This window comes from Pseudomonas sp. 14P5.3.2 (genome assembly GCF_057799175.1).
Genome location: NZ_JBYOKU010000015.1, coordinates 1 through 26,988, shown reverse-complemented (window position 1 = coordinate 26,988; position 26,988 = coordinate 1). Strand labels below are relative to the sequence as shown.

22 protein-coding genes are annotated in these 26,988 nt (G+C 62.3%); 16 read left to right on the top strand and 6 right to left on the bottom strand.

What is annotated here, in order from left to right:
* The first annotated feature begins 15 nt into the window (after positions 1–15).
* The 13 genes from AC27VU_RS14225 (at position 16) to madM (ending at position 16,821) form a co-directional block, all read left to right on the top strand.
* Positions 16–2,070: a methyl-accepting chemotaxis protein gene (locus AC27VU_RS14225; RefSeq protein ID WP_473018364.1), complete on the top strand. Its 2,055-nt coding sequence runs from the start codon at positions 16–18 to the stop codon at positions 2,068–2,070.
* Positions 2,071–2,081: 11 nt separating this feature from the next.
* Positions 2,082–7,982: a hybrid sensor histidine kinase/response regulator gene (locus tag AC27VU_RS14220; RefSeq protein ID WP_488724302.1), complete on the top strand. Its 5,901-nt coding sequence runs from the start codon at positions 2,082–2,084 to the stop codon at positions 7,980–7,982.
* On the top strand, positions 7,975–8,445 hold the full coding sequence (locus tag AC27VU_RS14215) for a chemotaxis protein CheW (RefSeq protein WP_027610587.1): 471 nt from the start codon (positions 7,975–7,977) through the stop codon (positions 8,443–8,445). Before AC27VU_RS14220 ends, AC27VU_RS14215 begins: the two co-directional genes overlap by 8 nt.
* A gap of 532 nt (positions 8,446–8,977) precedes the next feature.
* Entirely contained in the window at positions 8,978–9,343 is a 366-nt protein-coding gene (locus tag AC27VU_RS14210; protein WP_488724301.1) for a DUF6124 family protein, read from the top strand.
* 230 nt (positions 9,344–9,573) lie between these two features.
* The gene (gene mdcA, locus AC27VU_RS14205; protein WP_488724300.1) at positions 9,574–11,244 is read left to right on the top strand and encodes a malonate decarboxylase subunit alpha; all 1,671 of its coding nucleotides are present in this window, start codon (positions 9,574–9,576) and stop codon (positions 11,242–11,244) included.
* Positions 11,244–12,116, top strand: coding sequence for a triphosphoribosyl-dephospho-CoA synthase (locus tag AC27VU_RS14200; RefSeq protein WP_488724299.1), 873 nt, complete (start codon positions 11,244–11,246; stop codon positions 12,114–12,116). Before mdcA ends, AC27VU_RS14200 begins: the two co-directional genes overlap by 1 nt.
* On the top strand, positions 12,116–12,415 hold the full coding sequence (locus AC27VU_RS14195; protein WP_103522464.1) for a malonate decarboxylase subunit delta: 300 nt from the start codon (positions 12,116–12,118) through the stop codon (positions 12,413–12,415). The genes AC27VU_RS14200 and AC27VU_RS14195 overlap by 1 nt, the downstream gene beginning before the upstream one ends.
* Positions 12,408–13,259, top strand: coding sequence for a biotin-independent malonate decarboxylase subunit beta (locus AC27VU_RS14190; protein ID WP_488724298.1), 852 nt, complete (start codon positions 12,408–12,410; stop codon positions 13,257–13,259). Before AC27VU_RS14195 ends, AC27VU_RS14190 begins: the two co-directional genes overlap by 8 nt.
* Complete coding sequence (mdcE, locus tag AC27VU_RS14185) at positions 13,256–14,041, top strand: biotin-independent malonate decarboxylase subunit gamma (RefSeq protein ID WP_262142497.1); 786 nt, start codon at positions 13,256–13,258, stop codon at positions 14,039–14,041. The genes AC27VU_RS14190 and mdcE overlap by 4 nt, the downstream gene beginning before the upstream one ends.
* Complete coding sequence (locus AC27VU_RS14180) at positions 14,035–14,655, top strand: malonate decarboxylase holo-ACP synthase (RefSeq protein WP_488724297.1); 621 nt, start codon at positions 14,035–14,037, stop codon at positions 14,653–14,655. Before mdcE ends, AC27VU_RS14180 begins: the two co-directional genes overlap by 7 nt.
* On the top strand, positions 14,652–15,572 hold the full coding sequence (gene mdcH, locus AC27VU_RS14175) for a malonate decarboxylase subunit epsilon (RefSeq protein WP_488724296.1): 921 nt from the start codon (positions 14,652–14,654) through the stop codon (positions 15,570–15,572). Before AC27VU_RS14180 ends, mdcH begins: the two co-directional genes overlap by 4 nt.
* Positions 15,573–15,638: 66 nt before the next feature.
* Positions 15,639–16,055, top strand: coding sequence for a malonate transporter subunit MadL (madL, locus tag AC27VU_RS14170; protein ID WP_003229065.1), 417 nt, complete (start codon positions 15,639–15,641; stop codon positions 16,053–16,055).
* A gap of 1 nt (position 16,056) precedes the next feature.
* The gene (gene madM, locus AC27VU_RS14165) at positions 16,057–16,821 is read left to right on the top strand and encodes a malonate transporter subunit MadM (protein WP_135296751.1); all 765 of its coding nucleotides are present in this window, start codon (positions 16,057–16,059) and stop codon (positions 16,819–16,821) included.
* Between the two features lie 190 nt (positions 16,822–17,011).
* On the opposite strand, the gene AC27VU_RS14160 is transcribed toward madM, so the two are convergent.
* Positions 17,012–17,932: a LysR family transcriptional regulator gene (locus AC27VU_RS14160; protein WP_045122660.1), complete on the bottom strand. Its 921-nt coding sequence runs from the start codon at positions 17,930–17,932 to the stop codon at positions 17,012–17,014.
* A 212-nt stretch (positions 17,933–18,144) separates the two neighbouring features.
* Here AC27VU_RS14160 and trhA point away from each other — a divergent pair, with 212 nt between their 5' ends.
* Positions 18,145–18,762 (top strand): PAQR family membrane homeostasis protein TrhA, encoded by a 618-nt coding sequence (gene trhA / locus AC27VU_RS14155; protein ID WP_488724295.1) that lies wholly within the window; start codon positions 18,145–18,147, stop codon positions 18,760–18,762.
* Positions 18,763–18,944: 182 nt separating this feature from the next.
* Here the strand turns inward: trhA and AC27VU_RS14150 are convergent, their stop codons facing one another.
* Both AC27VU_RS14150 and AC27VU_RS14145 read right to left on the bottom strand, forming a co-directional pair.
* Positions 18,945–19,664, bottom strand: coding sequence for a 16S rRNA (uracil(1498)-N(3))-methyltransferase (locus AC27VU_RS14150; protein ID WP_103522459.1), 720 nt, complete (start codon positions 19,662–19,664; stop codon positions 18,945–18,947).
* Between the two features lie 151 nt (positions 19,665–19,815).
* Positions 19,816–21,222: an adenosylmethionine--8-amino-7-oxononanoate transaminase gene (locus tag AC27VU_RS14145; protein ID WP_003229058.1), complete on the bottom strand. Its 1,407-nt coding sequence runs from the start codon at positions 21,220–21,222 to the stop codon at positions 19,816–19,818.
* A gap of 312 nt (positions 21,223–21,534) precedes the next feature.
* Between AC27VU_RS14145 and AC27VU_RS14140 the strand changes: the two genes are divergently transcribed.
* Positions 21,535–22,086: a cytochrome b gene (locus AC27VU_RS14140; RefSeq protein ID WP_103485193.1), complete on the top strand. Its 552-nt coding sequence runs from the start codon at positions 21,535–21,537 to the stop codon at positions 22,084–22,086.
* A 31-nt stretch (positions 22,087–22,117) separates the two neighbouring features.
* Positions 22,118–22,714: a YceI family protein gene (locus tag AC27VU_RS14135; protein WP_488724294.1), complete on the top strand. Its 597-nt coding sequence runs from the start codon at positions 22,118–22,120 to the stop codon at positions 22,712–22,714.
* A 269-nt stretch (positions 22,715–22,983) separates the two neighbouring features.
* Here the strand turns inward: AC27VU_RS14135 and rhlE2 are convergent, their stop codons facing one another.
* The 3 genes from rhlE2 to metF form a co-directional block, all read right to left on the bottom strand.
* Positions 22,984–24,852: an RNA helicase RhlE2 gene (gene rhlE2, locus AC27VU_RS14130; protein WP_139055210.1), complete on the bottom strand. Its 1,869-nt coding sequence runs from the start codon at positions 24,850–24,852 to the stop codon at positions 22,984–22,986.
* Between the two features lie 221 nt (positions 24,853–25,073).
* Positions 25,074–25,886, bottom strand: a complete 813-nt coding sequence (locus tag AC27VU_RS14125) for a substrate-binding periplasmic protein (RefSeq protein WP_103522056.1) — start codon at positions 25,884–25,886, stop codon at positions 25,074–25,076.
* A gap of 146 nt (positions 25,887–26,032) precedes the next feature.
* The gene (gene metF, locus AC27VU_RS14120) at positions 26,033–26,878 is read right to left on the bottom strand and encodes a methylenetetrahydrofolate reductase [NAD(P)H] (RefSeq protein ID WP_003229047.1); all 846 of its coding nucleotides are present in this window, start codon (positions 26,876–26,878) and stop codon (positions 26,033–26,035) included.
* Between the last annotated feature and the right edge of the window lie 110 nt (positions 26,879–26,988).

Below are 26,988 nucleotides of genomic sequence, written 5' to 3'. Positions count from 1 at the left end.
CATAGGCGAGGACCGATGACAAAAGCAAAAACAGGCAAATCGGCGGAAGGGTCGCGCAGTCGTTCGCAGATCATTGTGCTGTTCATCGCACTGATCGTGTTCATCATGCTGCTGTTCGCCAACTTCGCCTACCTCAACACCCAGGCCAACTACGACAAGCAGTACATCGGCCACGCCGGTGAGCTGCGCGTGCTGTCGCAGCGGATTGCCAAGAACGCCACTGAAGCCGCCGCCGGCAAGGCTGCCGCGTTCAAGTTGCTGAGCGATGCGCGCAACGATTTCGCCCAGCGCTGGGGTTACCTGAAGAAGGGCGATCCGGCCACCGGCCTGCCACCCGCGCCGGCCAGCGTGCGCCCGGAAATGCGCGCGGTGCAGTTGGACTGGGAACGCCTGCTGAAAAACACCGACGCGATTCTCTCCAGCGAACAGACCGTGCTCTCGCTGCATCAAGTCGCCGCGACGCTGGCCGAAACCGTGCCGCAGTTGCAGATCGAATACGAAAAAGTCGTCGAGATCCTTCTGCAACGCGGCGCCCCGGCAGCGCAAGTGGCAATGGCCCAGCGCCAGTCGCTGCTCGCTGAACGCATTCTCGGCGCGGTCAACACCGTGCTGGCCGGCGACGAAAACTCGCAGCAGGCTGCCGACGCTTTTGGCCGCGATGCCACCCGTTTCGGCCAAGTCCTCAACGGCATGTTGCAGGGCAACCCGACCCTGAAAATCAGCCAGGTTGAAGACCGTGATGCCCGTGCGCGGCTGAGTGAAATTTCCGAGCTGTTCCAGTTCGTCTCCGGTTCCGTGGATGAAATCCTCGAAACCTCACCGGAGCTGTTCAAGGTCCGGGAGTCGGCGAGCAACATTTTCAGCCTGTCGCAGACCCTGCTCGACGAAGCCTCGCACCTCGCTACCGGTTTCGAAAACCTTGCCGGCGGGCGCAACACCGACACCATCGGCGGCTACGTGCTGGGTTTGCTGGCGCTGGCCTCGATCATCCTGATCGGCATGGTCATGGTCCGTGAAACCAATCGCCAGTTGCGCGAGACCGCCGAGAAAAACGAGCGCAACCAGAACGCGATCATGCGCCTGCTCGACGAGATCGAAGACCTCGCCGACGGCGACCTGACCGTGACCGCCTCGGTGACCGAAGACTTCACCGGGACCATCGCCGATTCGATCAACTACTCGGTCGATCAACTGCGCGATCTGGTCGCGACCATCAACCTCACCGCCGGACAGGTCGCGGCCGCTGTGCAGGAAACCCAGGCCACCGCCATGCACCTGGCCCAGGCCTCGGAGCATCAGGCGCAGCAGATCTCCGAAGCCTCGACCGCGATCAGCGACATGGCCCAGTCAATCGATCAGGTCTCGGCCAACGCCGCCGAGTCGTCGGCGGTGGCCGAGCGCTCGGTGGAAATCGCCAACAAGGGCAACGAGGTGGTGCACAACACCATCCACGGCATGGACAACATCCGCGAGCAGATCCAGGACACCGCCAAGCGCATCAAGCGCCTGGGCGAGTCGTCGCAGGAAATCGGCGACATCGTCAGCCTGATCGACGACATTGCCGACCAGACCAACATCCTCGCGCTCAACGCGGCGATTCAGGCCTCGATGGCCGGAGATGCCGGACGCGGTTTTGCTGTGGTCGCCGACGAAGTGCAGCGGCTGGCCGAGCGCTCGTCCGCGGCCACCCGGCAGATCGAAACGCTGGTGCGGGCGATTCAGGCTGACACCAACGAAGCGGTGATTTCCATGGAGCAGACCACCACCGAAGTGGTGCGCGGCGCGCGACTGGCGCAGGATGCCGGAGTGGCGCTGGAAGAAATCGAAGGCGTATCGAAGACCCTTGCCGCGCTGATTCAAAGCATCTCCAATGCGGCGCAGCAGCAGACCTCGTCGGCCGGGCAGATTTCCATGACGATGAACGTGATCCAGCAGATCACCACGCAGACGTCATCCGGCTCGACCGCCACCGCCGAGAGCATCGGCAATCTGGCGAAGATGGCCAGTCAGCTGCGTCGTTCGGTATCCGGTTTCACCTTGCCGTCGGCGTCCGCGACGGACAAGGCGTGAGTGGAGTGGTTATGGGTGACCGGCACGACTACGTGGCCCTCGAATGGGTCAAGGGTGAAATTGCCGAAACGCTGAGGCAGGCGCATCAGGCGATTGAAGCCGTGCTCGATGACCCGCAGGCCTCACCGGGGCTGGACGAGTGTCTGACGTATATTCATCAGGTGCACGGCAGCCTGCAGATGGTCGAGTTCTACGGCGCCGCTTTGCTCGCCGAAGAGATGGAGCATCTGGTCGAAGCCTTGCAGCAGGAGCGCGTCAGCCATCGTGACGAAGCCCTGCACCTGCTGCTGCAAGCCCTCGGGCAATTGCCGATCTACCTCGATCGCGTGCAGAGCGCCCGCCGCGACCTGCCGCTGGTGGTGCTGCCGCTGATCAACGATCTGCGCAGTGCGCGCGGCGACAGCCTGCTTTCGGAAACCAGCCTGTTCAGCCCGCCCTTGCCGGACTTGCCGCCGTTGAGCGCACAAGCCTTGGCCGCGCTGGAGCCTCCCGACCTGCCCAATGTGCTGCGCAAATTGCGCCAGATGCTGCAAATGGCGCTGGTCGGTTTGCTGCGCGAGCAGGATGACCAGACCCACCTCGAATACCTGGCGAAAGTCTTCCAGCGCCTCGAAGCGCTGAGCTTTGACGCGCCGTTGAGTCCGCTGTGGCAGGTCGCTTCAGCCCTGGTCGAAGGCATGCGCGAAGGCGCCATCGCCAACAGTCCGGCGTTGCGCAGCCTGTTCAAGGACGCCGACAAGGAGCTCAAGCGCCTGCTCGAACAGGGCATGCGCGGCCTCAATCAGCCGCCCCCGCCGGAGCTGCTGAAAAGCCTGCTGTTCTATATTGCCAAAGCCGAACATCCCACCGGGCAGATGCTGACCATGAAAGATCGCTACTCCCTGGACGACGCGTTGCCCGACAGCGCGATGGTCGACGAAGAACGCGCGCGTCTGGCCGGTCCCGACCGCGATGCGATGCGCTCGGTGCTGGCGGCATTGTGCGAAGAACTGGTGCGGGTCAAGGAGCGCCTCGACCTGTTCGTGCGCAGCGACCGTCAGCACACCTCCGATCTGGAGAGTCTGCTGGCGCCGCTGCGGCAGATCGCCGACACCCTCGCGGTGCTCGGTTTCGGCCAGCCGCGCAAAGTCATCATCGATCAACTGGCGGTGGTACTCGGCCTCGTTCAGGGCCAGCGCGAACCGAACGACGCGACCCTGATGGACGTTGCCGGCGCGCTGCTCTACGTCGAAGCCAACCTCGCCGGAATGGTCGGCACCGTAGAGCCGGAAAGCCCCGAAGACGCGCGCCTGCCGACCACTGATCTGACGCAGATCCATCAGATCGTGATCAAGGAAGCACGCATCTGCCTGCAACAGGCCAAGGACATGATCGTCGACTACATCGACGCCGACTGGGATCGCCAGCAACTGCAACCGCTGCCGGAACTGCTCACCCAGGTGCGCGGCGCGCTGGCGATGATTCCGCTGAGCCGCGCGGCGAGTCTGGTCGAGGCCTGCAACAGCTTTATTCGCGAACACCTGCTGCTGGATCCGCACGAGCCGGGCTGGCAGCAACTGGATCATCTCGCCGACGTCATCAGCAGCCTCGAGTATTACCTCGAACGCCTGAGCGACGACCCGCAAGCGCCGAATGAACAACTGCTGGATGTTGCACAGAAAAGCCTCGCCAGCCTGGGGTTCTTTCCACATGAGCAGCACGTGCCGCTGCTCGACGATGTACTCAGCCCCAGCGAAGCGCTGGTGATGCAGGACCTGCAGGCACTGGATGACCCCGAGACCGTGAAGTCGCTGGCCGAGGTGCTGGCCAGCCCGGTGTCGGCGGTCAACCCGCCGGCCTTGATCACCCCCGGCAACCTGATGCCGCCGCCCGCCGACGAAGAACCGGTGGACGATGAACTGCGTGAAGTGTTCCTCGAAGAGACCGACGAGGTGCTTGAGGTTCTGCACGAATACCTGCCGCGCTGGTCGGCCGACACCCATGACCGCGCCGCACTGACTGAATTGCGTCGGGCCTTTCATACCTTGAAGGGCAGCGGGCGCATGGTTCGCGCATTGATCCTTGGCGAGCTGGCGTGGGCCGTGGAAAACCTGCTCAACCGCGTGCTGGAGCACAGTGTCGAGCCCGGCGCGCAGGTGCAGCAGTTGCTCACTGACACAGTGTTGCTGCTGCCGGAGCTGATCAGCGAATTCGCCACGCACCGCCAGCGTCAGCGCAGCGATGTCGATCAACTGGCGGCCCGTGCGCATGCGCTGGCCAAAGGTGTCGAGCCGCTGGCAGCCGAAGACGTCGACGACGTGGCGGCCCTCGACCCGCTGTTGCTGGAGATCTTTCGCAACGAAGCCGAGACCCACCTCGCCAGCCTCAACCGCTTCCTCGATCAGGCTGCCGAGCATGTGCCGCTGCCGGCCAGCGACGAATTGCAGCGCGCCTTGCACACGCTCAAGGGCAGTGCGTCGATGGCTGGCGTGTTGCCGATTGCCGAACTGGCGGCGCCGCTGGATAAGCTGGCGCGCGAGTTCAAGGCGCACCAGTTGCCGCTGGATCTCGATGAAGTGGAATTGCTCCTCGAAGCCGAAGGCCTGTTCCGCGTCGGTCTGCGCCAGCTCAAGCACGATCCGCTGGCGCCGATTGTCGGCGCACAGTCGCTGATCAAACGCACCGAAGCGCTGCTGGCCGAGCGCCTGGAAGCGATCCTCAACGCGCCGAACACCGGTCTGCGGATCAAGCGCGATGCGCAACTGATCAACAACTTCCTCGCCCAGGGCATGGACATCCTGCTCGACGCCGAAAGCCTGTTGCAACGCTGGCAGCAACACCCCGGCGAGCGCCAGGAACTCAGCGCGCTGCTGGACGAACTGACCACCCTTGGCGAAGGCGCGCACCTCGCCGATCTGCTGCCGGTGGACGTGTTGTGCGAAGCCTTGCTCGACCTCTATGGCGCCGTCGAAGAAAGCAGCCTGGCGGTCAGCGACAGGTTTTTCCAGGAGGCGCAGAACGCCCACGAAGCGTTGATCAACATGCTCGACGAACTGGCTGCAGGCCAGGAAATCACCCCACAGCCGCAGCGCGTCCGCGCCTTGCACGAACTGCTCGATGAAAGCCTCGATCCGACGGCGATGGGGCTGATTCGCAGCGACGGCAGCCGCACCTTGAGCATCAGCGAACTGGGCGCCGCGACCGCCGAACTCGTCCACACCAGTGCCGAGACCGCGCCGGACGACGAGATCGTTGAAATCTTCCTCGAAGAAGCGGTGGATATTCTCGACAGTGCCGGTCAGGCCTTGCAGCGTTGGGTGAGCGACCCGGACAACGCTGCGCCGCTGTCGTCGTTGCAGCGCGATTTGCATACCCTCAAGGGCGGCGCGCGGATGGCCGAAGTTGACGCCATCGGCGATCTGGCCCATGAGCTGGAAAGTCTTTATGAAGGTCTGGTGGATCGTCGCCACAGTTACAGCGAGCTGCTCGGGCGCTTGCTGCACAAAAGTCACGACCGCTTGGCGCAGTTGCTCGAACAGTTGCAGAACCATCAGGCGCTGACCCCGGCGCAAGACCTGATCGAAGCGATCCGCCAGTTCCGCCAGGGCCAGGCCGGCAGTCCCGAAACGGCGCAGCCGACGGCTGAGCCCGACAGCGCCGCGCATGATCCGGAACTGCTGGAAATCTTCCTCGAAGAAGGCTTCGACATCATCGAAAGCTCCGGCGCGGCGTTGCTTCGCTGGCAGGCCGAACCCGGCAATCGCCAGGAAGTGGAAACCCTGCTGCGCGATCTGCACACCCTCAAGGGCGGCGCGCGGATGGTTGAGATCGGCCCGATCGGTGACCTCGCCCATGAGCTCGAATACCTTTACGAAAGCCTCGCCACCGGCGTGCTACAACCCTCCGCCGAACTGTTCGCGCTGGTGCAGCGCGGGCATGATCGGCTGGCGCAGATGCTCGACGGCGTGCGCGCCGGGCAGCCATGCCCACCGGCGGATCGGCTGATCAACGCGATCCAGAATTTCAGCCACCCGGCGACCCCTGACACGCCGCCGCTGCTGCCGATTCCGACCAAGACCGAGCCTGCGGCACCCGCCGCTGATGCCGGCGCGGACATGGTCAAGGTCTCCGCCGAACTGCTCGATGAGCTGGTCAACCTGGCCGGGGAAACCTCGATTTTCCGTGGGCGTATCGAGCAGCAAGTCAGCGATGCGCAAACCGCGCTGAACGAGATGGAAACCACCATCGAGCGCATGCGCGATCAGCTTCGCCGGCTCGACACCGAAACCCAGGGGCGGATTCTCAGCCGTCAGCAAGTCGATGCCGAACGCCTCGGTTATGAAGAATTCGATCCTCTGGAAATGGACCGTCATTCACAGTTGCAGCAACTGTCGCGGGCGCTGTTCGAATCCGCCTCCGACTTGCTCGATCTCAAGGAAACCCTCGACCGCCGCAATCACGACGCCGAGAACCTGTTGCAGCAACAGGGGCGGATCAACACCGAGTTGCAGGAAGGCCTGATGCGTACGCGCATGGTGCCGTTCGAACGCATGCTGCCGCGCCTGAAACGCATCGTGCGTCAGGTCGCCGAAGAGCTGAACAAAGATGTCGCGTTCATCATCGGCAACGCCGAAGGCGAGATGGATCGCAATGTGCTGGAGCGCATGGCCGCGCCGCTGGAGCACATGCTGCGCAACGCCGTCGACCATGGTCTGGAGTCGGCCGAAGTGCGGCTGGCGGCGGGCAAACCGGCGCAGGGTACGATTACCCTGGACCTGACCCGCGAGGGCGGCGACATCGTTTTCGATATTCGTGACGATGGTGCCGGGGTGCCGCTGGAAGCGGTGCGGCGCAAGGCGATCAAGCGCGGCCTGCTGGCACCGGACGCCGAACTCAGCGACCGCGACGTGCTGCAGTTCATCCTGCAGCCGGGCTTCTCCACGGCGGAAAAGATCACCCAGATTTCCGGGCGCGGCGTTGGCATGGACGTGGTTCATGAGGAAGTCCGCCAGCTCGGCGGCACCATGAGCATCGATTCGGTGCCGGGGCAGGGCGTGCACTTCCGCATTCGTCTGCCGTTCACCGTGTCGGTCAACCGCGCGCTGATGGTGCAATGCGGCGAGGATCAATACGCGATTCCGCTGAACACCATCGAAGGCATCGTCCGCGTGTTGCCGAATGATCTGGAAGGGCATTACCGCAACGATCCGCCGAGCTATCACTACGCCGGTCAGCGCTACGAATTGTGCTATCTGGGCGAGCTGCTGAAAACCGCGCCACGGCCGAAACTGCTCGGCCAGAGCCTGCCGTTGCCGGTGCTGCTGGTGCAGTGCAATGACCGGCACATCGCGGTGCAGGTCGATGCGATGGCTGGCACCCGCGAGATCGTGGTCAAGAGCCTCGGTCCGCAGTTCGCGGCGGTGCAGGGCGTGTCCGGGGCGACGATTCTCGGCGATGGCCGGGTGGTGCTGATTCTTGATTTGCTCGCACCGATCCGCGCGATGCAGGCGCGGGTTGCACAGCGTCCGGCGCAGGCGGAAATCGACAGCGAACCGCAGAAGCCGTTGCTGGTACTGGTGGTCGACGACTCGGTGACCGTGCGCAAGGTCACCAGCCGTTTGCTCGAACGCCACGGCATGAACGTGCTGACCGCCAAGGACGGTGTCGACGCCATGTTGCTGCTCGAAGAGCACATGCCCGACCTGATGCTGCTCGACATCGAAATGCCGCGCATGGACGGCTTCGAAGTCGCCACCCAGGTACGCAATGACGAACGCCTGCAACACCTGCCGATCATCATGATCACCTCGCGCACCGGGCAGAAACACCGCGACCGCGCGATGGCCATCGGCGTCAACGACTACCTCGGCAAGCCGTATCAGGAATCGGTGCTGCTCGAAAGCATTGCCCACTGGAGCAAGAAACATGCATGAGCGCCGCCACAACGCGCGCACCAGCCAACTCACCGGCCTGCTGCTGCCACTGGCCGATCGCAACCTGATCCTGCCCAACGTTGCCGTCGCCGAACTGATCGACTACCAGGCCAGCGCCTTCGACCTCGACACCCCGCCGTGGTATCTGGGGCGGGTGAGCTGGCGCGAACGGCAGATTCCGCTGCTGAGTTTCGAGTCGGCCTGCGGGCAGAAAATCGTCATCGGCGAACGCGCGCGGATCGTCATCCTCAACGCCCTTGGCGGCTTGCCACAGCTGAAATTCATTGCGTTGCTGGTGCAGGGGATCCCGCGTTCGTACAAGCTCGACAGTCAGTTGAGTTATGTCGATGTGCCGTTGTGTGCGCTGGAGCAGGCAGCGGTGCAGGTCGGGGAACAGGTGGCGAAGGTGCCGGATTTGTTGGGGTTGGAGCAGTTGTTGGTGGAGGCGGGGCTGGTCCACTGATCCAGAATTTGCGGTGATCTTGCTGGCCTCTTCGCGAGCAAGCTCGCTCCCACATTGGAACTTCAGTGAACACAGATTTTGGACACGACACAGATCCCCTGTGGGAGCGAGCTTGCTCGCGAAGGCGCCAGTCGCTTCACTCTGATCCGACAGACAAGCCCTCAATTTCTACAGCGCAATAAACACCATTCAGCACAGCTGTTTAAAGACACTCAGTGTTACGCCTAATCCGCCTACAAATCCTTGCGCCGCTGCCTACGCATGCACCAGAATCCGCCGGCTTGTGCGCCTTGGGCAGGCTGCGTAACTTGATCCCGTCACTGATTCCCAGTGATCGGGTTTAGCAGCCCGTGGTTAATCTAAGGGTGCACATACATCATCGTCAGGCTCAGTGCCTGCATTCGATGGCGGCTGTGCGCAGGGCGCTTCGGCGCGCCGGCTTCCTTAGGTTCCCCGGTCTGCTAACCTGCGTTCAGCTGCCACCCCTTCCTTTAGCAGGGAAGTGGTTCCAGCTTTATTTCGGAACCTGAAAATGATTAAACCAACACCAAGTCCGCCGTCCACAGACACGGCATCCCCCTACGAAGCCCCCGAATCAAAGAAATTCCACGAAGCCGCCGAACGCGCCCTCGACCATTACCTCGGCCCGCCAAAACCCGACCTCATGGCCACGCCCTACACCCCCAACACGCTGTACATGGTCAACCCCGACGCCGACAGCGAATCCCTGCTGGCCGACGCCAGCGAATCACTCGGCTCGGCCACGGTCATGCTCAACAACCATGCGGCGCTGGTGCAAGGCACTCACCGCAAAACGCTGCAGGGCATTGCTCAGGTAGTGATGGTGGCGGAAATGGCGGTGAATCGGGTGTTGGATAAGCTGTTGCCAACTGGCTGAGTCATGCGGTGATAGCACTGGCCTCTTCGCGAGCAAGCCCGCTCCCACAGGGGGATCTCCAGTGGATGCAAATGTTGTGTACGACAAAGATCCCCCTGTGGGAGCGGGCGTGCTCGCGAATGCGTCAGTGAACGTTACGCTGAGCGTAATGATTCACCACCGCGCTTGATTGATGCGCCCCGCTCACACGCCTACCTTGGCTCCACGACAGCGAACCCCGTGGAGTGAGCATGACAACAACAATTTCCCCCGACTCGCGCTGGACGCGGCGGCGTGACGAGAAGCAGCGGCGTCTCGACAAGGTGCGCGGGCTGGCCGACGGTGTGGTACTGCCAAGCGACAAGATCGTCGCCGCACTCGAAGCGTTGATCCATCCCGGCGACCGGGTGGTGCTGGAGGGCAACAACCAGAAGCAGGCGGATTTCCTTTCCCGTTCGCTGGCCAAAGCCGATCCGGCCAAGCTGCATGATCTGCACATGATCATGCCCAGCGTCGGTCGCTCCGAGCACCTTGATCTGTTCGAACGCGGCATCGCCCGCAAGCTCGATTTCTCCTTCGCCGGCACCCAGAGCCTGCGCATCAGCCAGTTGCTCGAAGACGGCCTGCTGGAAATCGGCGCGATCCACACCTACATCGAACTCTACGCGCGGCTGGTGGTGGACCTGATCCCCAACGTCGTGCTCTCGGCCGGGTTCATGGCCGACCGCGCCGGCAACATCTACACCGGCCCCAGCACCGAAGACACCCCGGCACTGATTGAGCCGGCCGCGTTCAGCGACGGCATCGTCATTGTCCAGGTCAACCAATTGGTCGATGACGTCAGCGAACTGCCGCGCGTCGACATCCCGGCGTCATGGGTCGATTTCGTGGTGGTGGCCGACAAGCCGTTCTACATCGAGCCGCTGTTCACCCGCGACCCACGGCACATCAAACCGGTGCACGTGTTGATGGCGATGATGGCGATCCGTGGGATCTACGAAAAACACAACGTGCAGTCGCTGAACCACGGCATCGGTTTCAACACCGCCGCCATTGAGCTGATCCTGCCGACCTACGGTGAATCCCTCGGCCTCAAAGGCAAGATCTGCCGCAACTGGACGCTCAATCCGCACCCGACGCTGATCCCGGCGATCGAGAGCGGCTGGGTCGAAAGCGTGCATTGCTTCGGCACCGAGCTGGGCATGGAAAACTACATCGCCGCACGCCCGGACGTGTTCTTCACCGGGCGCGACGGCTCGCTGCGTTCCAACCGGATGTTCTGCCAACTCGCCGGGCAGTACGCGGTGGATCTGTTTATCGGCGCAACATTGCAGGTCGATGGCGACGGCCATTCCTCGACCGTGACCCGTGGCCGCCTCGCCGGTTTCGGCGGCGCGCCGAACATGGGCCACGACCCGCGCGGTCGGCGTCACGGCACCCCGGCGTGGCTCGACATGCGCCACGACGACGCGCAGCAACCGATGCTCGAACGCGGCAAGAAACTTGTGGTGCAAATGGTCGAGACCTTCCAGGAGGGTGGCAAACCGACCTTCGTCGAAACCCTCGACGCAGTGGAAGTGGCGAAGAAAAGCGGTATGCCGCTGGCGCCGATCATGATCTACGGCGACGACGTCACCCACCTGCTCACCGAAGAGGGCATCGCCTACCTGTACAAGGCGCGCTCGCTGGAAGAGCGTCAGGCGATGATCGCCGCGGTTGCGGGTGTGAGCGCCATCGGCCTGCGCCACAACCCGAAAGACACCGAACGCATGCGCCGTGAAGGCCTGATTGCTTTGCCCGAAGACCTCGGCATCCGCCGCACCGACGCCACCCGCGAACTGCTGGCGGCGAAAAGCGTGGCCGATCTGGTCGAGTGGTCCGGCGGTTTGTACAACCCGCCCGCCAAATTCAGGAGCTGGTAATGCACGCACTCAATCTGCAAGCGAAACCCCTCAGTCTGAGCGAACGCCTGGCCGACCTGGCGGTGGATGCGCTGATCGACGAAGCCGATCTGTCGCCGAAGCCGGCGTTGGTCGACCGGCGTGGCAATGGCGCGCACACCGATCTGCACCTGGGCCTGATGCACGCTTCGGCGTTGTCGTTGTGGCCGGCGTTCAAGGAAATGGCTGAAGCCGCAGTTGAAATCGGCGCAGTCGATTCAACGTTGCGCGAAGCGATTGGCCGTATTGGTCGCGAAGGCGAGCAAGCCATGCTCACGACCACCAACGGCGTGAACACCCATCGCGGTGCCATTTGGGCGCTGGGATTATTGGTGACGGCGGCTGCACTGGAACCGCAATCCTCCAGCGCCAATGCCGTGACCCTGCGCGCTGCGCGTCTGGCGTTGCTGGATGACCGTCACGCGCCGAAGCCATTGAGCCACGGCGCGCAAGTCGCCCTGCGCTACGGCGCACGCGGTGCCCGCGAAGAAGCGCAACTTGGCTTCCCGTCCGTGCTGCAACGCGGCTTACCGCAGCTCAAGCGCAGCCGCGCCAACGGCCACGGCGAACAGAACGCCCGGCTCGATGCGCTGCTGGCGATCATGACCGATCTGGCCGACACCTGCGTGCTCTACCGCGCCGGTGAACAGGGCCTGCACGCTATGCAGCAAGGTGCGCAAGCGGTGCTCGACGCTGGCGGCAGCGCCAGCCTCACCGGGCGTCGTCGCTTGCACGAACTGGATCAACAACTCATCGCATTGAATGCCTCGCCCGGTGGCGCCGCCGACTTGCTCGCCGCCACGCTGTTGCTCGACCGTATCGAGCGCGACGGCATCCTTCAGGGAGCGTTTTGATGGAAACCTTATCCTTTGAATTCCCCGCCGGGCAGCCGCCACGCGGGCGCGCGCTGGTCGGTTGTGTTGGCTCGGGTGATCTGGAAGTGCTGATTGAACCGGGGCTGGCCGGCAAACTGACGATCAATGTGCAGACCTCGGTCAACGGTGCGCAGCAGCGCTGGCAGCATCTGTTCGCGCGGATGTTCGACGGCACCACACCACCGGCGATGGCCATCGATATTCACGATTTCGGCGCCACGCCAGGTGTGGTGCGCCTGCGTCTGGAACAAGGTTTCGAGGAGCTCGGCCATGACTGACAGCGCAGCGTTGCTCAACAAACACAGCTTCGTCGAACTCGGCGCGCGGCAACGGGCGAAAGCTTTGCTCGATGCCGGGACCTTCCGCGAATTGCTCGACCCGTTTCAACGGGTCATGTCGCCATGGCTCGAACGCCAGGGCGTGGTGCCGCAGGCCGATGACGGCGTGGTGATTGCCAAGGGCAGCCTCGACGGTTTGCCGGTGGTCATTGCCGCCATCGAAGGCGCGTTTCAGGGCGGCAGCCTCGGCGAAGTCGGCGGGGCGAAGATTGCCGGCGCGCTGGAACTGGCCGCCGAAGACAACCGCAAAGGCATCCCGACCCGCGCCGTGCTGCTGTTGGAAACCGGTGGCGTGCGTTTGCAGGAAGCCAACCTCGGGCTGGCGGCGATCGCCGATATTCACGCGGCGATTGTCGATTTGCAGCAGTACCAACCGGTGGTCGGTGTGGTCGCGGGCAGCGTCGGCTGTTTCGGCGGCATGTCGATTGCCGCCGCGCTGTGCAGCTATTTGCTGGTGACCCAGGAAGCACGCCTCGGCCTCAACGGCCCGCAGGTGATCGAGCAGGAAGCCGGGATCGAGGAGTACGACTCCCGCGACCGGCCCTTCATCTGGAGCCTGACCGGTGGCGAGCAACGTTTTGCCAGTGATCTGGTGGATCGTTATGTCGCCGATGATGTGGCGCAGATCCGTCAGCAGGGCGGTGAATTGCTGCAGCAGGGTTTGCCCGCTAAGCCGCGCAGTCAGCGCGCCGAATGGTTCCTGCAACGCCTGAACCGTTTGGACACCGCCAAGCAAATCGAACCGTCGGTGGTTCGCGATCTGTATCAAGGAGAGCGCTCATGAGTGGTTATTCCGTGCGCGGTTTGAACTGGTTCAACGCCCTGAGCGCTGGGGCGAAAGCGGTCGAAGGTTTGCCGCCATCGTTGAAGGTCGCCGACGGCGAACTTGGGCGGTTTATCGCGGTGGTCGCTGACCCGGACAACCGTTTCCCACGGGCTCGCAACGGTGAAGTCGGCTTGCTCGAAGGCTGGGGTCTGGCCAAGGCTGTGGATGACGTGATCACGGCAGATCGCGACGAAGCGCAGAAGCGCCCGATCATCGCCATCGTCGATGTTCCGAGCCAGGCTTACGGTCGTCGCGAAGAAGCCCTCGGCATTCATCAGGCCCTGGCCGGTGCGGCGGACAGCTATGCCCGCGCGCGTTTGGCCGGGCATCCGGTGATTGCGCTGCTGGTGGGCAAGGCCATGTCCGGGGCGTTTCTCGCCCACGGTTATCAGGCCAACCGTTTGATTGCCCTGCGCGATCCAGGGGTGATGGTGCATGCGATGGGCAAGGCCTCCGCGGCGCGCGTGACCCTGCGCAGTGTTGAGGAACTGGAAGCTCTGGCCGCCAGCGTGCCGCCGATGGCCTATGACATCGACAGCTACGCCAGCCTCGGATTGCTCTGGGAAACCTTGTCGGTGCAGCAGATCGAGCAGCCGACGGCGGAGGATCTGGCGCGGGTGACCGAGTGCCTGAAACAGGCCATCGGCGATATCGCCAGCACTGACCTGAGCAACCGTCTCGGCGCGAAAAACCGTGAAGCCTCCAGCCGCGTGCGTGAACTGCTGAGGGCGCAGTGGTGAACATGCCACTGGCCCACGACCTGCTGTGGGGCATGACCCCGGCACAGCTACCGGCGGATGCGCCGCAGTGGGCAATCGAGTCGCTGGCTGCCGGGCAGCCGGTGGTGGTGCGGCGGTCTGTTAGCGCTGAAGGTTGGGTCGCGGTGGGTATTCGCGGTGTATTTCGTGAGCAGCGGCTGGCGGCGTTCATGAGTCTTGATGCAATAGTGCGTCGGATCAGTCCAGAGGCGCTGTGTCATGTCGATTGCGAGCGTGATTTACCGGTGATGCAGGCACTCAAACAACTGCGGCCAATGCTCGATGACTGCGGTTGGGTCTGGGGTATCAGCGGCAGCGTCGGGTTCGAGTTAGCCAGTGGTTTTACTGCGATGCACGCGGCCAGCGATCTCGATCTGATTCTGCGTACACCGCAACTGATCACCCGTAATCAGGCACGCAAACTGGTCGAGCGTTTCGATCAGGCTGTGTGCCGGGTCGACATGCAATTGCAGACGCCGTTTGGTGCTGTGGCGCTGCGCGAATGGGCCAGCGGTTCGGCCCGGGTAATGCTGAAAAACCAGCATCAGGCCTGTTTGGTGGCTGACCCGTGGAACCCGCAGGAGCAGGCAGCGTGAGCAGTCTGTTGGTGTTTCCCGGCCAGGGCGCCCAGCAACCGGGCATGCTCCAGCAATTGCCTCGGGAAACCTTGACCGAGGCCAGCGACGTGCTCGGTGAAGATGTCTTGCTGCTGGATTGCGGCGAAGCATTGCGCACGACAAGGGCGGTTCAGCTGTGCCTGCTGATCGCCGGCGTCGCTGCCTCACGACAATTGCTGCAGGGTGAATTGGAAGTGGATTACGTCGCCGGCCTGTCCATCGGTGCGTACCCGGCAGCGGTGGCCGCCGGGGCCTTGAGCTTCAGCGACGCGCTGCATCTGGTCAGCCTGCGTGGCGAGTTGATGCAGCAGGCTTATCCACAGGGCTTTGGCATGACCGCAATCATCGGTCTGCAATTTTCCACCGTCGAAACGCTGCTGGCGCAGGTGCACAGCGCGGAGTCGCCGGTGTACCTGGCCAACATCAACGCCGATAACCAGGTGGTGATTGCCGGCAGCGACGCGGCGATGCAAGCGGTGGCCGAACTGGCGCGCAGTCGTGGCGCCGGTTTGGCCAAACGCCTGGCGGTGAGCGTGCCGTCACACTGTCCGTTGCTGGACGCGCCGGCGCAAACCCTCGCCGAAGCCTTCGCCAACGTTGAACTGAACACCCCGAAAATCGCTTACCTGAGTGGCAGCCGTGCGCGTCCGCTGATCAAGCTTGATGCCCTGCGCGACGACCTCGCTTTCAACATGTGCCGCGTGGTGGACTGGCGCGGCACTGTGCAAAGCGCCTACGAGCGCGGCGTGCGGCTACAGATCGAACTGCCACCCGGTGCGGTGCTGACCGGGCTGGCGCGCCGGGTGTTTGAATCGGGCACGGTCACTGCCTTCGACAGTGCGCGTCTGGACACCTTGCAGGCGCTTTTGCGAGAGGAGGGTGGCCGCCGACCATAAACCGCCGCGACTCAGGCTTCGAACAACAAAAACAACATTCGACGATGCACTTTGAGGACTACAACAATGATTATTTACGGTGTGGCGCTGCTGGCGATCTGTACGCTGGCAGGGGTGATCATGGGTGACATGCTCGGCGTGTTGCTGGGCGTCAAATCCAACGTCGGCGGGGTCGGCATCGCCATGATCCTGTTGATCTGCGCGCGGTTGTGGATGCAGAAACGCGGCGGCATGACCAAAGATTGCGAAATGGGCGTCGGCTTCTGGGGCGCGATGTACATTCCGGTAGTGGTGGCGATGGCTGCGCAACAGAACGTCGTCACCGCCCTGCACGGCGGACCGGTGGCGGTGCTCGCGGCAATCGGTTCGGTGGTGGTGTGTGGTTGCACGATTGCCTTGATCAGCCGCACCCATAAAGGCGAACCGTTGCCCGACGAACCGGTGGAAGTCACTCCGGTCGGCACCCCGGTAGGAGGTCGCTGACATGTGGGCACTCATTGAAAATGGTCTGGAACACAACGGTCTGGTCACTGCCTTCGCCTTCGTCGGCGTGATCATGTGGGTCTCGGTGATTCTCTCGAAACGCCTGACCTTCGGGCGCATTCACGGCTCGGCGATTGCCATCGTCATCGGTCTGGTGCTGGCCTGGGTCGGCGGCACCCTGACTGGCGGTCAGAAAGGCCTGGCGGATCTGACGCTGTTCTCCGGCATCGGCCTGATGGGCGGGGCGATGCTGCGTGATTTCGCAATTGTCGCGACTGCGTTCGAAGTGCAGGCGACCGAGGCGAAGAAGGCCGGGTTGATCGGCGTGATCGCGCTGCTGCTCGGTACGATCCTGCCGTTCATTGTCGGCGCGTGCATGGCCTGGGCCTTCGGGTATCGCGATGCGGTGAGCATGACCACGATCGGCGCGGGCGCGGTGACCTATATCGTCGGGCCGGTGACCGGCGCGGCGATTGGCGCGACCTCGGATGTGATGGCGCTGTCGATTGCCACCGGATTGATCAAGGCGATTCTGGTGATGGTCGGCACGCCGGTCGCAGCGCGCTGGATGGGCCTGGATAACCCGCGTTCGGCGATGGTGTTCGGTGGTCTGGCCGGGACGGTGAGCGGGGTGACCGCGGGGCTGGCGGCGACGGATCGGCGGTTGGTGCCTTATGGGGCGTTGACCGCTACGTTCCACACCGGGCTGGGGTGCTTGCTTGGGCCTTCGCTGTTGTTCTTCATTGTTCGCGGGATTGTGGGTTAAAGATCAAAAGCCCCTCACCCTAGCCCTCTCCCGGAGGGAGAGGGAACCGACCGAGTTGGATATTGGAGGTACGCCGACTTGAAAGTCCTGAGGCGAACTCAGGTCTTGAAACCCATGAAGATCTGCTCCCTTTCCCCCTCTACCCCTTGGGGGAGAGGGTTGGGGTGAGGGGGTAGCTCTTGATCTTGATCTAAACCCCAGCCTGGCGATTGGCATACATCCGACACTCCGCCAGCAACGCCAGCAGATTCGGATCGCGCTCCTTGGCCTTGAGAAACACCACGCCAATGTGCTGTTGCAACCGATACTTCTCCTGCAACGGAATCAGCTTCACGCGGTTCTCGTACACCGCCGCAATCCGCCCCGGCAGCAACGCATAACCCACCCCCGAGCTGACCATGCTCAGCAGGGTGAAGATGTCGTTGACCTGCATCGCTACCTTCGGCTCGAACCCCGCCTGCTTGAACACCCGAATGCCGTCCTGATGGGTGGCGAAGCCCTGGGTCAGGGTGATGAAGGTTTCGTCGCGCACTTCCGCCAGATCGACCTCCTGACGCTGGGCGAATCTTGAATCTGCCGGCGTGGCGAGGAAAATGTCGTCGGAGAACAGCGGGATCTGCTCGCAGTCCGGATCGCTGACCGTGTCGTCCAGCGACACCAGGATCGCGTCGACTTCCATGTTCTTCAGCTTGTAGAGCAGGTCGATGTTCGAGCCGAGGATCAGGTCGATGTTGAGTTCGCTGCGGCGGATCTTCAGGCCCATGATCAGTTGCGGTACGGTTTTCACCGTCAGCGAATACAGCGAGCCGAGTTTGAAGCGTTCAGCGGAGAATCCGGCAGCCTCGCGGGTCAGGCGCACGCTTTCGACCACGTCCTGGATCAGCTTCTGCGCGCGCTCTTCGAGCACGTAGGCGCTTTCCAGCGGCGTCAGGTTGCGGCCCTCGTGCTTGAACAGCGGGCAGCGCAGGGCGCTTTCCAGCGAATGGATCGCCCGGTGCACGCTGACATTGCTGGTCTGCAACTCGGCAGCAGCGCGGGCCAGATTGCCGGTGCGCATGAAGGCGAGGAACACCTCGAGTTTTTTCAGGGTCAATTCTTCGTCGATCAGCATGGCGCGGACTCTTTTTAGAATGCGTCGATTGTGCCCGGTATGTGCCGCTCTTTGTAGGAGCTGCCGAAGGCTGCGATCTTTTGATCTTGAAAAGCAAAGATCGCAGCCTTCGGCAGCTCCTACAGAGGGCGTGTTGAATGGAAACATTGCGCTTTTACGCTCAAGGCCCGAGCCTTGCGCGCTGCGGTGACGAATAACGAGGTGAGTGACACATGTATCACGGAGAAAAACTCAACGCCTGGACGCACTTGGTCGGGGCAGTGGCCGCATTTAGCGGCGGCGTGTGGATGCTGGTGATTGCCAGCCTCGACGGCAGTCCGTGGAAAATTGTCAGCGTGGCGATCTACGCCTTTACCTTGTTGGTGCTCTACAGCGCCTCGACCGTGTACCACAGCGTGCGCGGGCGCAAGAAAGCGATCATGCAGAAGGTCGATCACTTTTCGATTTACCTGTTGATCGCCGGCAGCTACACGCCGTTTTGTCTGGTGACCCTGCGCGGGCCGTGGGGCTGGACGCTGTTCGGGATTGTCTGGGGGCTGGCGCTGATCGGTATCTTGCAGGAGATCAAACCCCGCTCGGAGGCGCGGATCCTGTCGATCGTGATCTATGCGGTGATGGGCTGGATCGTGCTGGTGGCGGTCAAGCCGTTGATCGCGGCGCTGGGTACGACAGGGTTTGCCTGGCTGGCGTCGGGCGGGGTGTTGTACACCGTGGGGATCATCTTTTTTGCCCTCGATCACCGGTTGCGGCATGCGCACGGGATCTGGCATCTGTTTGTGATCGCCGGGAGTCTGCTGCACTTTGTGGCGATTCTGTTTTATGTCCTGTAGACACGCCACCGTCCCCCTGTAGGAGTGAGCCTGCTCGCGATGGCGTCAGATCAGCCAACATCTTTGTTGAATGACACACCGCATTCGCGAGCAAGCCCGCTCCCACAGTGGATTTGCAGTGAACACAAATGCTGTGTACACCCAAGAACTACTGTGGGAGCGGGCTTGCTCGCGAAGAGGCCTTAGAAGTCACCCCACAACTGCTGGGCCACCGCCAGCGCCACCACCGGCGCGGTCTCGGTCCGCAACACCCGCGGCCCAAGGCGTGCCGCGTGGAAGCCGTTGCCCTTGGCCTGCTCAACCTCGGCATCCGACAAGCCACCCTCCGGCCCGATCAGGAACGCCAGTGTCGCCGGTTTGGCATGGCTCACCAGCGGCTCGGCCACCGGGTGCAGCACCAGTTTCAATTCGGCCTGAGTCTGTTTCAGCCAGTCGGCCAGCAGCAACGGCGGGTGAATCACCGGCACCCGCGAACGACCGCACTGCTCGCAGGCGCTGATCGCCACCTGACGCCAGTGCAGCAGGCGCTTGTCGGCGCGTTCGTCCTTCAGGCGCACTTCGCAGCGGTCGCTGAAGATCGGGGTGATTTCGCTCACGCCCAACTCGGTGGCTTTCTGGATCGCCCAGTCCATCCGCTCGCCCCGGGACAGGCCCTGACCGAGGTGGATCTGCAACGGCGATTCGATCTGGCCGGGCAGTTGCTCGTCGATCTGCACGACGACGCGTTTCTTGCCGACTTCCACCAGCGAGCCGCGAAACTCATGGCCGGAACCGTCGAACAGCTGCACCGCATCGCCCTCGGCCATGCGCAGCACGCGGCTGATGTAATGCGCCTGGGCTTCCGGCAGTTCGTGTTCGCCGGTGCTCAGGGGGGCGTCGATAAAGAAGCGGGACAGTCTCATTTCGGGTCTCTGGAAAGATGTGAATCAGTTGGAACGGTGTCGACTTCATTCGCGAGCAAGCCCGCTCCCACAGGGAAATGCATTCCAAATGTGGGAGCGGGCTTGCTCGCGAAAGCGGCAGCCCAGGCACCACAATCTTGAACAATTCAAATCAGCCCGGATCGCGGAACCCCGGGTGGAAATCCTTCGGCACGGCCACGCTGACGCTGTCACGGGTGGCGATGTCGATGCCTTCGCTGGCGACTTCGGCGAGGAAGTCGATCTGCTCCGGGGTGATCACGTACGGCGGCAGGAAATACACCACGCTGCCCAGCGGACGCAGCAGTGCGCCGCGCTCCAGCGCATGCTGGAACACCTTCAGGCCACGTCGCTCCTGCCAAGGGTAGGCCTCTTTCGTGGCTTTATCCTTGACCATCTCAATGGCCAGCACCATGCCGGTCTGGCGCACTTCCGAGACGTTCGGGTGATCGACCAGATGCGCAGTGGCCGAGGCCATGCGCCGGGCCAGGGCCTGGTTGTTCTCGATGACGTTGTCCTGCTCGAAGATATCCAGCGTTGCCAGCGCCGCCGCACAGGCCAGCGGGTTGCCGGTGTAGCTGTGCGAGTGGAGGAAGGCGCGCAGGGTCGGGTAGTCGTCGTAGAACGCGCTGTAGACCTCGTCGGTGGTCAGGCACGCCGCCAGCGGCAGGTAGCCTCCGGTCAGGGCCTTGGACAGGCAGAGGAAGTCCGGGCGGATGCCGGCCTGTTCACAGGCAAACATGGTTCCGGTACGGCCGAAACCGACGGCGATTTCGTCGAGGATCAGGTGCACGCCATAGCGGTCGCAGGCTTCGCGCAGCAGCTTGAGGTATACCGGGTGGTACATGCGCATGCCGCCGGCGCCCTGAATCAACGGCTCGACGATCACGGCCGCGACGCTGTCATGGTTTTCGGCCAGCGTCTGTTCCATCGCCGCAAACATGTTGCGTGAGTGTTCTTCCCAGCTCATGCCCTGCGGGCGCAGGTAGCAATCCGGGCTTGGCACCTTGATGGTGTCCATAAGCAGGGCTTTGTAGGTTTCGGTGAACAGCGGCACGTCGCCGACCGCCATCGCCGCCATGGTTTCACCGTGGTAGCTGTTGGTCAGGGTGACGAAGCGTTTCTTGTTCGGCTGGCCGCGGTTGAGCCAGTAGTGGAAGCTCATTTTCAGCGCGACTTCGATGCAGGACGAACCGTTATCGGCGTAGAACACCCGGTTCAGGCCTTCGGGCGTCATCTTCACCAGACGCTCGGACAGCTCGATCACCGGCTGGTGGCTGAAACCGGCGAGGATCACGTGTTCCAGCTGGTCGACCTGATCCTTGATGCGCTGGTTGATCCGCGGATTGGCGTGGCCGAACACGTTGACCCACCAGGAGCTGACGGCATCGAGGTAGCGCTTGCCTTCGAAATCTTCGAGCCAGACGCCTTCACCGCGTTTGATCGGGATCAGCGGCAGCTGTTCGTGGTCTTTCATCTGGGTGCAGGGATGCCACAGCACCGCGAGGTCGCGTTGCATCCACTGGTTATTCAGGCCCATTTACAGTCTCCTCGAGGCGGCTCGCGTCAGGCGCGGGCAAACAATCGCGCAAGCCTATGCAATGCATCGCGCCGGGACAACCCATTGTGTGGATTGAGCTACTTTGTATGGGCTGACAGAGGACGCAGATGGCGTTGTCATTGCCTGCCAAAAAACACTCGAGAGCCAGCAACGAATCCCCTTTAATCTTTCCTTAACTCATCTGTTCAAGACTCTTGATCGCATTTCTCGATATTTCAAAGCAAAATTTTCCGCTTTAATTCGATAGATAACTCGCTAGTCTTGGTTCGCAGTTCTCACAGGATTTGGGCAATGCAGCTACGTAACTCTGCTTCTCGCTATGGTTGGGTCAGCATCTTCATGCACTGGGGCGTGGCGCTGGCGGTCTTCGGACTGTTCGCGTTGGGTCTGTGGATGGTGGGGCTGGATTACTACAGCAGCTGGCGCAAAGACGCGCCGGATCTGCACAAGAGCATCGGTCTGGTGTTGCTGGGCGTGATGGTGTTGCGGGTGCTCTGGCGCTTTGTCAGCCCGCCACCGCCAACGCTGCAGAGCTACAGCCGCATGACCCGCATCGGCGCCAAGTTCGGCCACGGGTTTCTGTACCTCGCGCTGTTCGCCGTGATGATTGCCGGTTACCTGATTTCCACCGCAGACGGTGTCGGGATCCCGGTGTTTGGCCTGTTTGAAGTTCCTGCACTGGTTTCCGGACTACCGGATCAGGCAGATACCGCTGGGGTGATTCATCTCTGGCTGGCGTGGGCGCTGGTAATTTTTTCCGGTCTCCATGCGTTGGCAGCATTGAAGCACCACTTTATCGATCGTGATGCGACCCTGACACGAATGCTCGGTCGCAAAGCCTGAAATTCAACCTCGACTCAAAGGAAAAGAAAGCATGTTGAAAAAGACTCTGGCCGCTCTGGCAATCGGTTCTGCACTGCTCTCGGCTGGTCAGGCCATGGCTGCGGACTACAAAATCGACAAGGAAGGCCAGCACGCCTTCGTTGACTTCAAGATCAGCCACTTGGGCTACAGCTACATCACCGGTACCTTCAAGGACATCGACGGCAAGTTCAGCTTTGACGCCGCCAAGCCTGAAGACAGCAAAATCGAATTCAACGTGAAAACCGCCAGCGTGTTCACCAACCACGCCGAGCGCGACAAGCACATCTCCAGCAAAGACTTCTTGGACGTGGGCAAATACGCTGACGCCAAGTTCGTCTCCACCAGCGTCAAATCCACCGGCAAGAACGCCGAGGGCAAAGACACTGCTGACGTGACCGGCGACCTGACCCTGCACGGCGTGACCAAGCCAATCGTGGTCAAGGCTGTGTTCCTCGGCGAAGGCAAGGATCCATGGGGCGGCTACCGTGCCGGCTTTGAAGGCACCACCAGCATCAAGCGCTCTGATTTCGGCAAGATGATGGATCTGGGTCCACAGTCCGACAACGTCGATCTGTACATCTCGTTCGAAGGTGTGAAAGCGAAGTAATTTTCGCCGCCATACAAAAAACGCCCCCGGTCGCAAGGCCGGGGGCGTTTTTTATTGCCCGCCAGATCACTTGAGACCACCGCATATCCACTGTGGGAGCGAGCTTGCTCGCGAATGCGGTGTGTCATTCACCAGAGGTCTCGACTGATCCGACGCTTTCGCGAGCAAGCTCGCTCCCACAGGGGGATTGTGGTGATGCAGGGATTTGTGGGAGCAAAAAAAATGCCCCGGCTCTTGCGAGCCGGGGCATTTTTCATGGCAGCGATAACTCAGCGATTGCGGGTCAGCAGTGCTGGTTTCTCGCCGCGCGGACGGGTCGGCAGTTGATCGAGCTGCTCAGGCGTCGGGAAGCGGTCGGCTTTCGATTCCTTGTGCATGATCTTCGGCCCGTTGCTGCGCGGGTTCTGCACGGCTGGCTCGGTACGTGGCTGATCGTCGCGAGCCGGGCGGCGGTTGCGCGACGAGGACTCGTCACGACGGCCCTGGCCATCACGCGGTGCGCCGTTGCGCGGGCCGTTGCGTTTGGCCGGCGGGGTGCCCGTGCTCGAACCGTTGCTGTTGCGCGGACCGTTCTGGCGACCTTGCGGCTGACCGCCACGAGGGGCGCCAGCGCCGGCACCTTGTGCCGGCGCACCCGGACGACGGCCACGGCCACCGGCAGGGGCGGCTTTCGGCACGTAATCCACGCGGTTACCGAAGTTATCGATGTCGTCGTCGAGGAACTCGTCCGGTGCACGATCAGCCGCTGCGCGTGGTGGCTGGCTCGGACGCTGTTCGCGGGCCGGGGTGCCTTCACGTGGCTTCTGTTGACGGGCAGGGCGCTCGCCGCGTTCGCCGGCGGGCTTTTCCTTGCCCTTGTCTTTGCCTTTGTCCTTGCGACCGCCGCCACCACCGCCGCCATTCGGACCGTCGCCACGCGGGCCACGGGAATTGCGCGGGTTGCGCATGTCCGGACGCTCGCGCACTTCAGGCTTCTCGGCCTCGATGGTGCTGGCATCGAAGCCCATCAGGTCGCCGTCGGCGATTTTCTGCTTGGTCATGCGTTCGATGCTTTTCAGCAGTTTTTCTTCGTCCGGGGCCACCAGCGAGATCGCCTCGCCCGAACGACCGGCCCGGCCAGTACGGCCGATACGGTGCACGTAGTCTTCATCGACGTTCGGCAGTTCGAAGTTGACCACGTGCGGCAACTGGTCGATGTCCAGACCGCGCGCGGCGATGTCGGTCGCTACCAGAATGCGCACTTCACCGGCCTTGAAGTCGGCCAGGGCTTTGGTGCGGGCGTTCTGGCTCTTGTTGCCGTGGATCGCCACAGCTGGCAGGCCGTGTTTGTCCAGGTACTCGGCCAGACGGTTGGCGCCGTGCTTGGTACGGGTGAACACCAGTACCTGTTCCCAGGCGCCAGCGGTGATCAGGTGCGCCAGCAGGGCACGCTTGTGGCTGGCCGGCAGACGGAACACGCGTTGTTCGATGCGCTCGACCGTGGTGTTCGGCGGCGTCACTTCGATACGTTCCGGGTTGTGCAGCAGCTTGCCGGCAAGATCGGTGATGTCTTTGGAGAACGTCGCCGAGAACAGCAGGTTCTGACGTTTGGCCGGCAGACGCGCGAGGACTTTCTTCACGTCGTGGACGAAGCCCATGTCGAGCATGCGGTCGGCTTCGTCGAGGACGAGGATTTCGACGTGGGACAGATCGACGCTGCCCTGGCCTGCGAGGTCGAGCAGACGACCCGGGCAGGCGACGAGGACGTCAACCCCACGGGACATGGCCTGGACTTGCGGGTTCATGCCGACGCCGCCGAAGATGCAGGCGCTGACGAATTTCAGGTCACGGGCGTAGATCTTGAAGCTCTCGTGTACCTGGGCCGCGAGTTCGCGGGTCGGGGTCAGGACCAGAACGCGCGGTTGGCGCGGGCCATGACGCTGGGATTTGTCCGGGTGACCGTTGGGGAACAACCGCTCCAGGATCGGAAGGGCGAAACCGCCGGTTTTACCGGTACCTGTCTGTGCCGCAACCATCAGGTCGCGACCTTGCAACACGGCGGGAATGGCCCGCTGTTGCACCGGAGTAGGCTCGGTATAGCCCGCATCTTCGATGGCACGGACTAAAGCCTCGGAGAGACCGAGGGAAGCAAAGGACATGAGTAATCCTGTTTTAGTTAGGGCTTGGCCCAATGGGAGTCTTGCCTGGCGCGAATCACGTTTAAGAGGACGCAATCCCGTCCGGTCCTGCTGCGGTTCCGAAGGCACGTCAGGAGCGCTCGCGCGGGCTGAAAGCTGCGCTGTAGCGGGTCGAGAGGCCTGTTACGGTTCCGGGCGTCCGGGCGTGAGCCTGGCGGGAACGCCGGAGTATAACAGAGCAATCACTGCGCGCTGCTTTCCTGCTGCTCAACGGTTTTATGGCTGGCCGATGCATTGCCCGGCAGCGCCGTGCCTGTAGGGGCAGCGCCGTAGCGTGCGCTGAGCTCGGCGTAGGCAGGTTCACGCTTGAATCGTTTGAGTTCAGCGCCAAAGCGCTGCACCAGCAGATCCATCCCGGCATTGCGTCGAACGGCCAGATATTGGCTCTGACGGCTGATGATCGTCGGGTTTTCGCTGATCTGATCGCGGATATTCAGCTGATCGAGCAAATGCTGACCGACGCGGCGATCGGTGATCAGCAAGTCGATGCGTCCGCGCAGCAGTTTGCCGAAGTTGGCCTCGTGGGTCGGTGCCGGCTCGCGGGTGAACAGTGGCGACTGGCTGAAATCGGCGCTGTACAGATAGCCCGGCGAAGTGCCGATCGTCAGGCCTTTGAGTTCTTCGAGCTTGCTGAAGGGGTGTGGCCGGTCGTTGGCATAGAACATCACGAACTCGACGTCCGACAACGGTTCACTCGGATAGAGCAGGGTGGCGTCGCGCTCGTCGCTGTGAAAGATATCCAGCGCGCCGTCAGCCTGGCCGGTCTCGAGCATCGACAGGCAGCGTTTCCACGGCAGGAACTGCCATTCGACTTCGATTCCCAAACGCTTGAACACGATGGCGGTGGTTTCGTAGTCCAGCCCGAGGTTCTTGCCGTCCTCCTCATACACGTAAGGGGCCCACGGCTCGGTGACAATACGCAACTTCTCGCCCCGAGCGGCAAAGCTCAGGCAAGCAAAAACCAGTACCGTGAATAGTTGCGCGATCAAAGGCATGACTTGAGATTACGACGAGAAACGCGAAAGAGCCAGAAAGTGCCTGCACAAGCTCTGTTTCGGGCATTTAAAAGCAAAAGATCGCAGCGACGACACCCCTGTAGGAGCTGCCGAAGGCTGCGATCTTTTGATCTTTCTTTTAGTGCTTAGCGCGGTAACTTCAAGTTATTCCAGATCGCCAGACTAGGTTCAGCCTGGTTCATGGAATAGAAGTGCAGCCCCGGTGCGCCACCCTGCAGCAGGCGTTCGCACATTTCGCTGACGACTTGCTCGCCGAAGCGCTGAATGCTTTGGCTGTCATCGCCGTAGGCTTCCAGTTGCTTGCGGATCCAGCGCGGAATTTCCGCACCGCAGGCATCGGAGAAGCGCGCGAGTTTGCTGTAGTTGGTGATCGGCATGATCCCCGGTACCACCGGAATATCCACGCCCAGTGCCTGCAAACGGTCTACGAAGTAGAAGTAGCTGTCGGCGTTGAAGAAGTACTGGGTGATCGCGCTGTCGGCGCCGGCGCGGGCCTTGCGCACGAAGTTGGCGAGATCGTCTTCGTAGTTGCGCGCTTGCGGATGCATCTCCGGGTAAGCGGCAACTTCGATGTGGAAATGATCGCCGGTTTCTTCACGAATGAATTCAACCAATTCATTGGCGTGACGCAGCTCGCCGCTGGTCATGCCCATGCCGGACGGCAGGTCGCCGCGCAGGGCAACGATGCGCTTGATACCAGCAGCCTTGTATTCGTTCAGCAGGCCGCGCAGGTCGTCCTTGCTGTCGCCGACGCACGACAGGTGCGGTGCGGCCGGTACTTTGACTTCGCTTTCCAGCTGCAGAACGGTGTTGAGGGTGCGATCACGGGTCGAACCACCAGCGCCATAGGTGCAGGAGAAGAAATCGGGATTGTACGTTGCCAACTGACGGGCAACGTTGAGCAGCTTTTCATGCCCAGCATCGGTCTTGGTCGGGAAGAACTCGAAGCTGTAGCGACGGTCTTGGGACATGGGAAATACCCTTGGAAACACGAAGCCTGTGAGGCTTGCACCGCCCATGTGGGAGCGGGCTTGCTCGCGAAAGCGGCGGGTCAGGCAACATCAATGCTGAATGACACCCC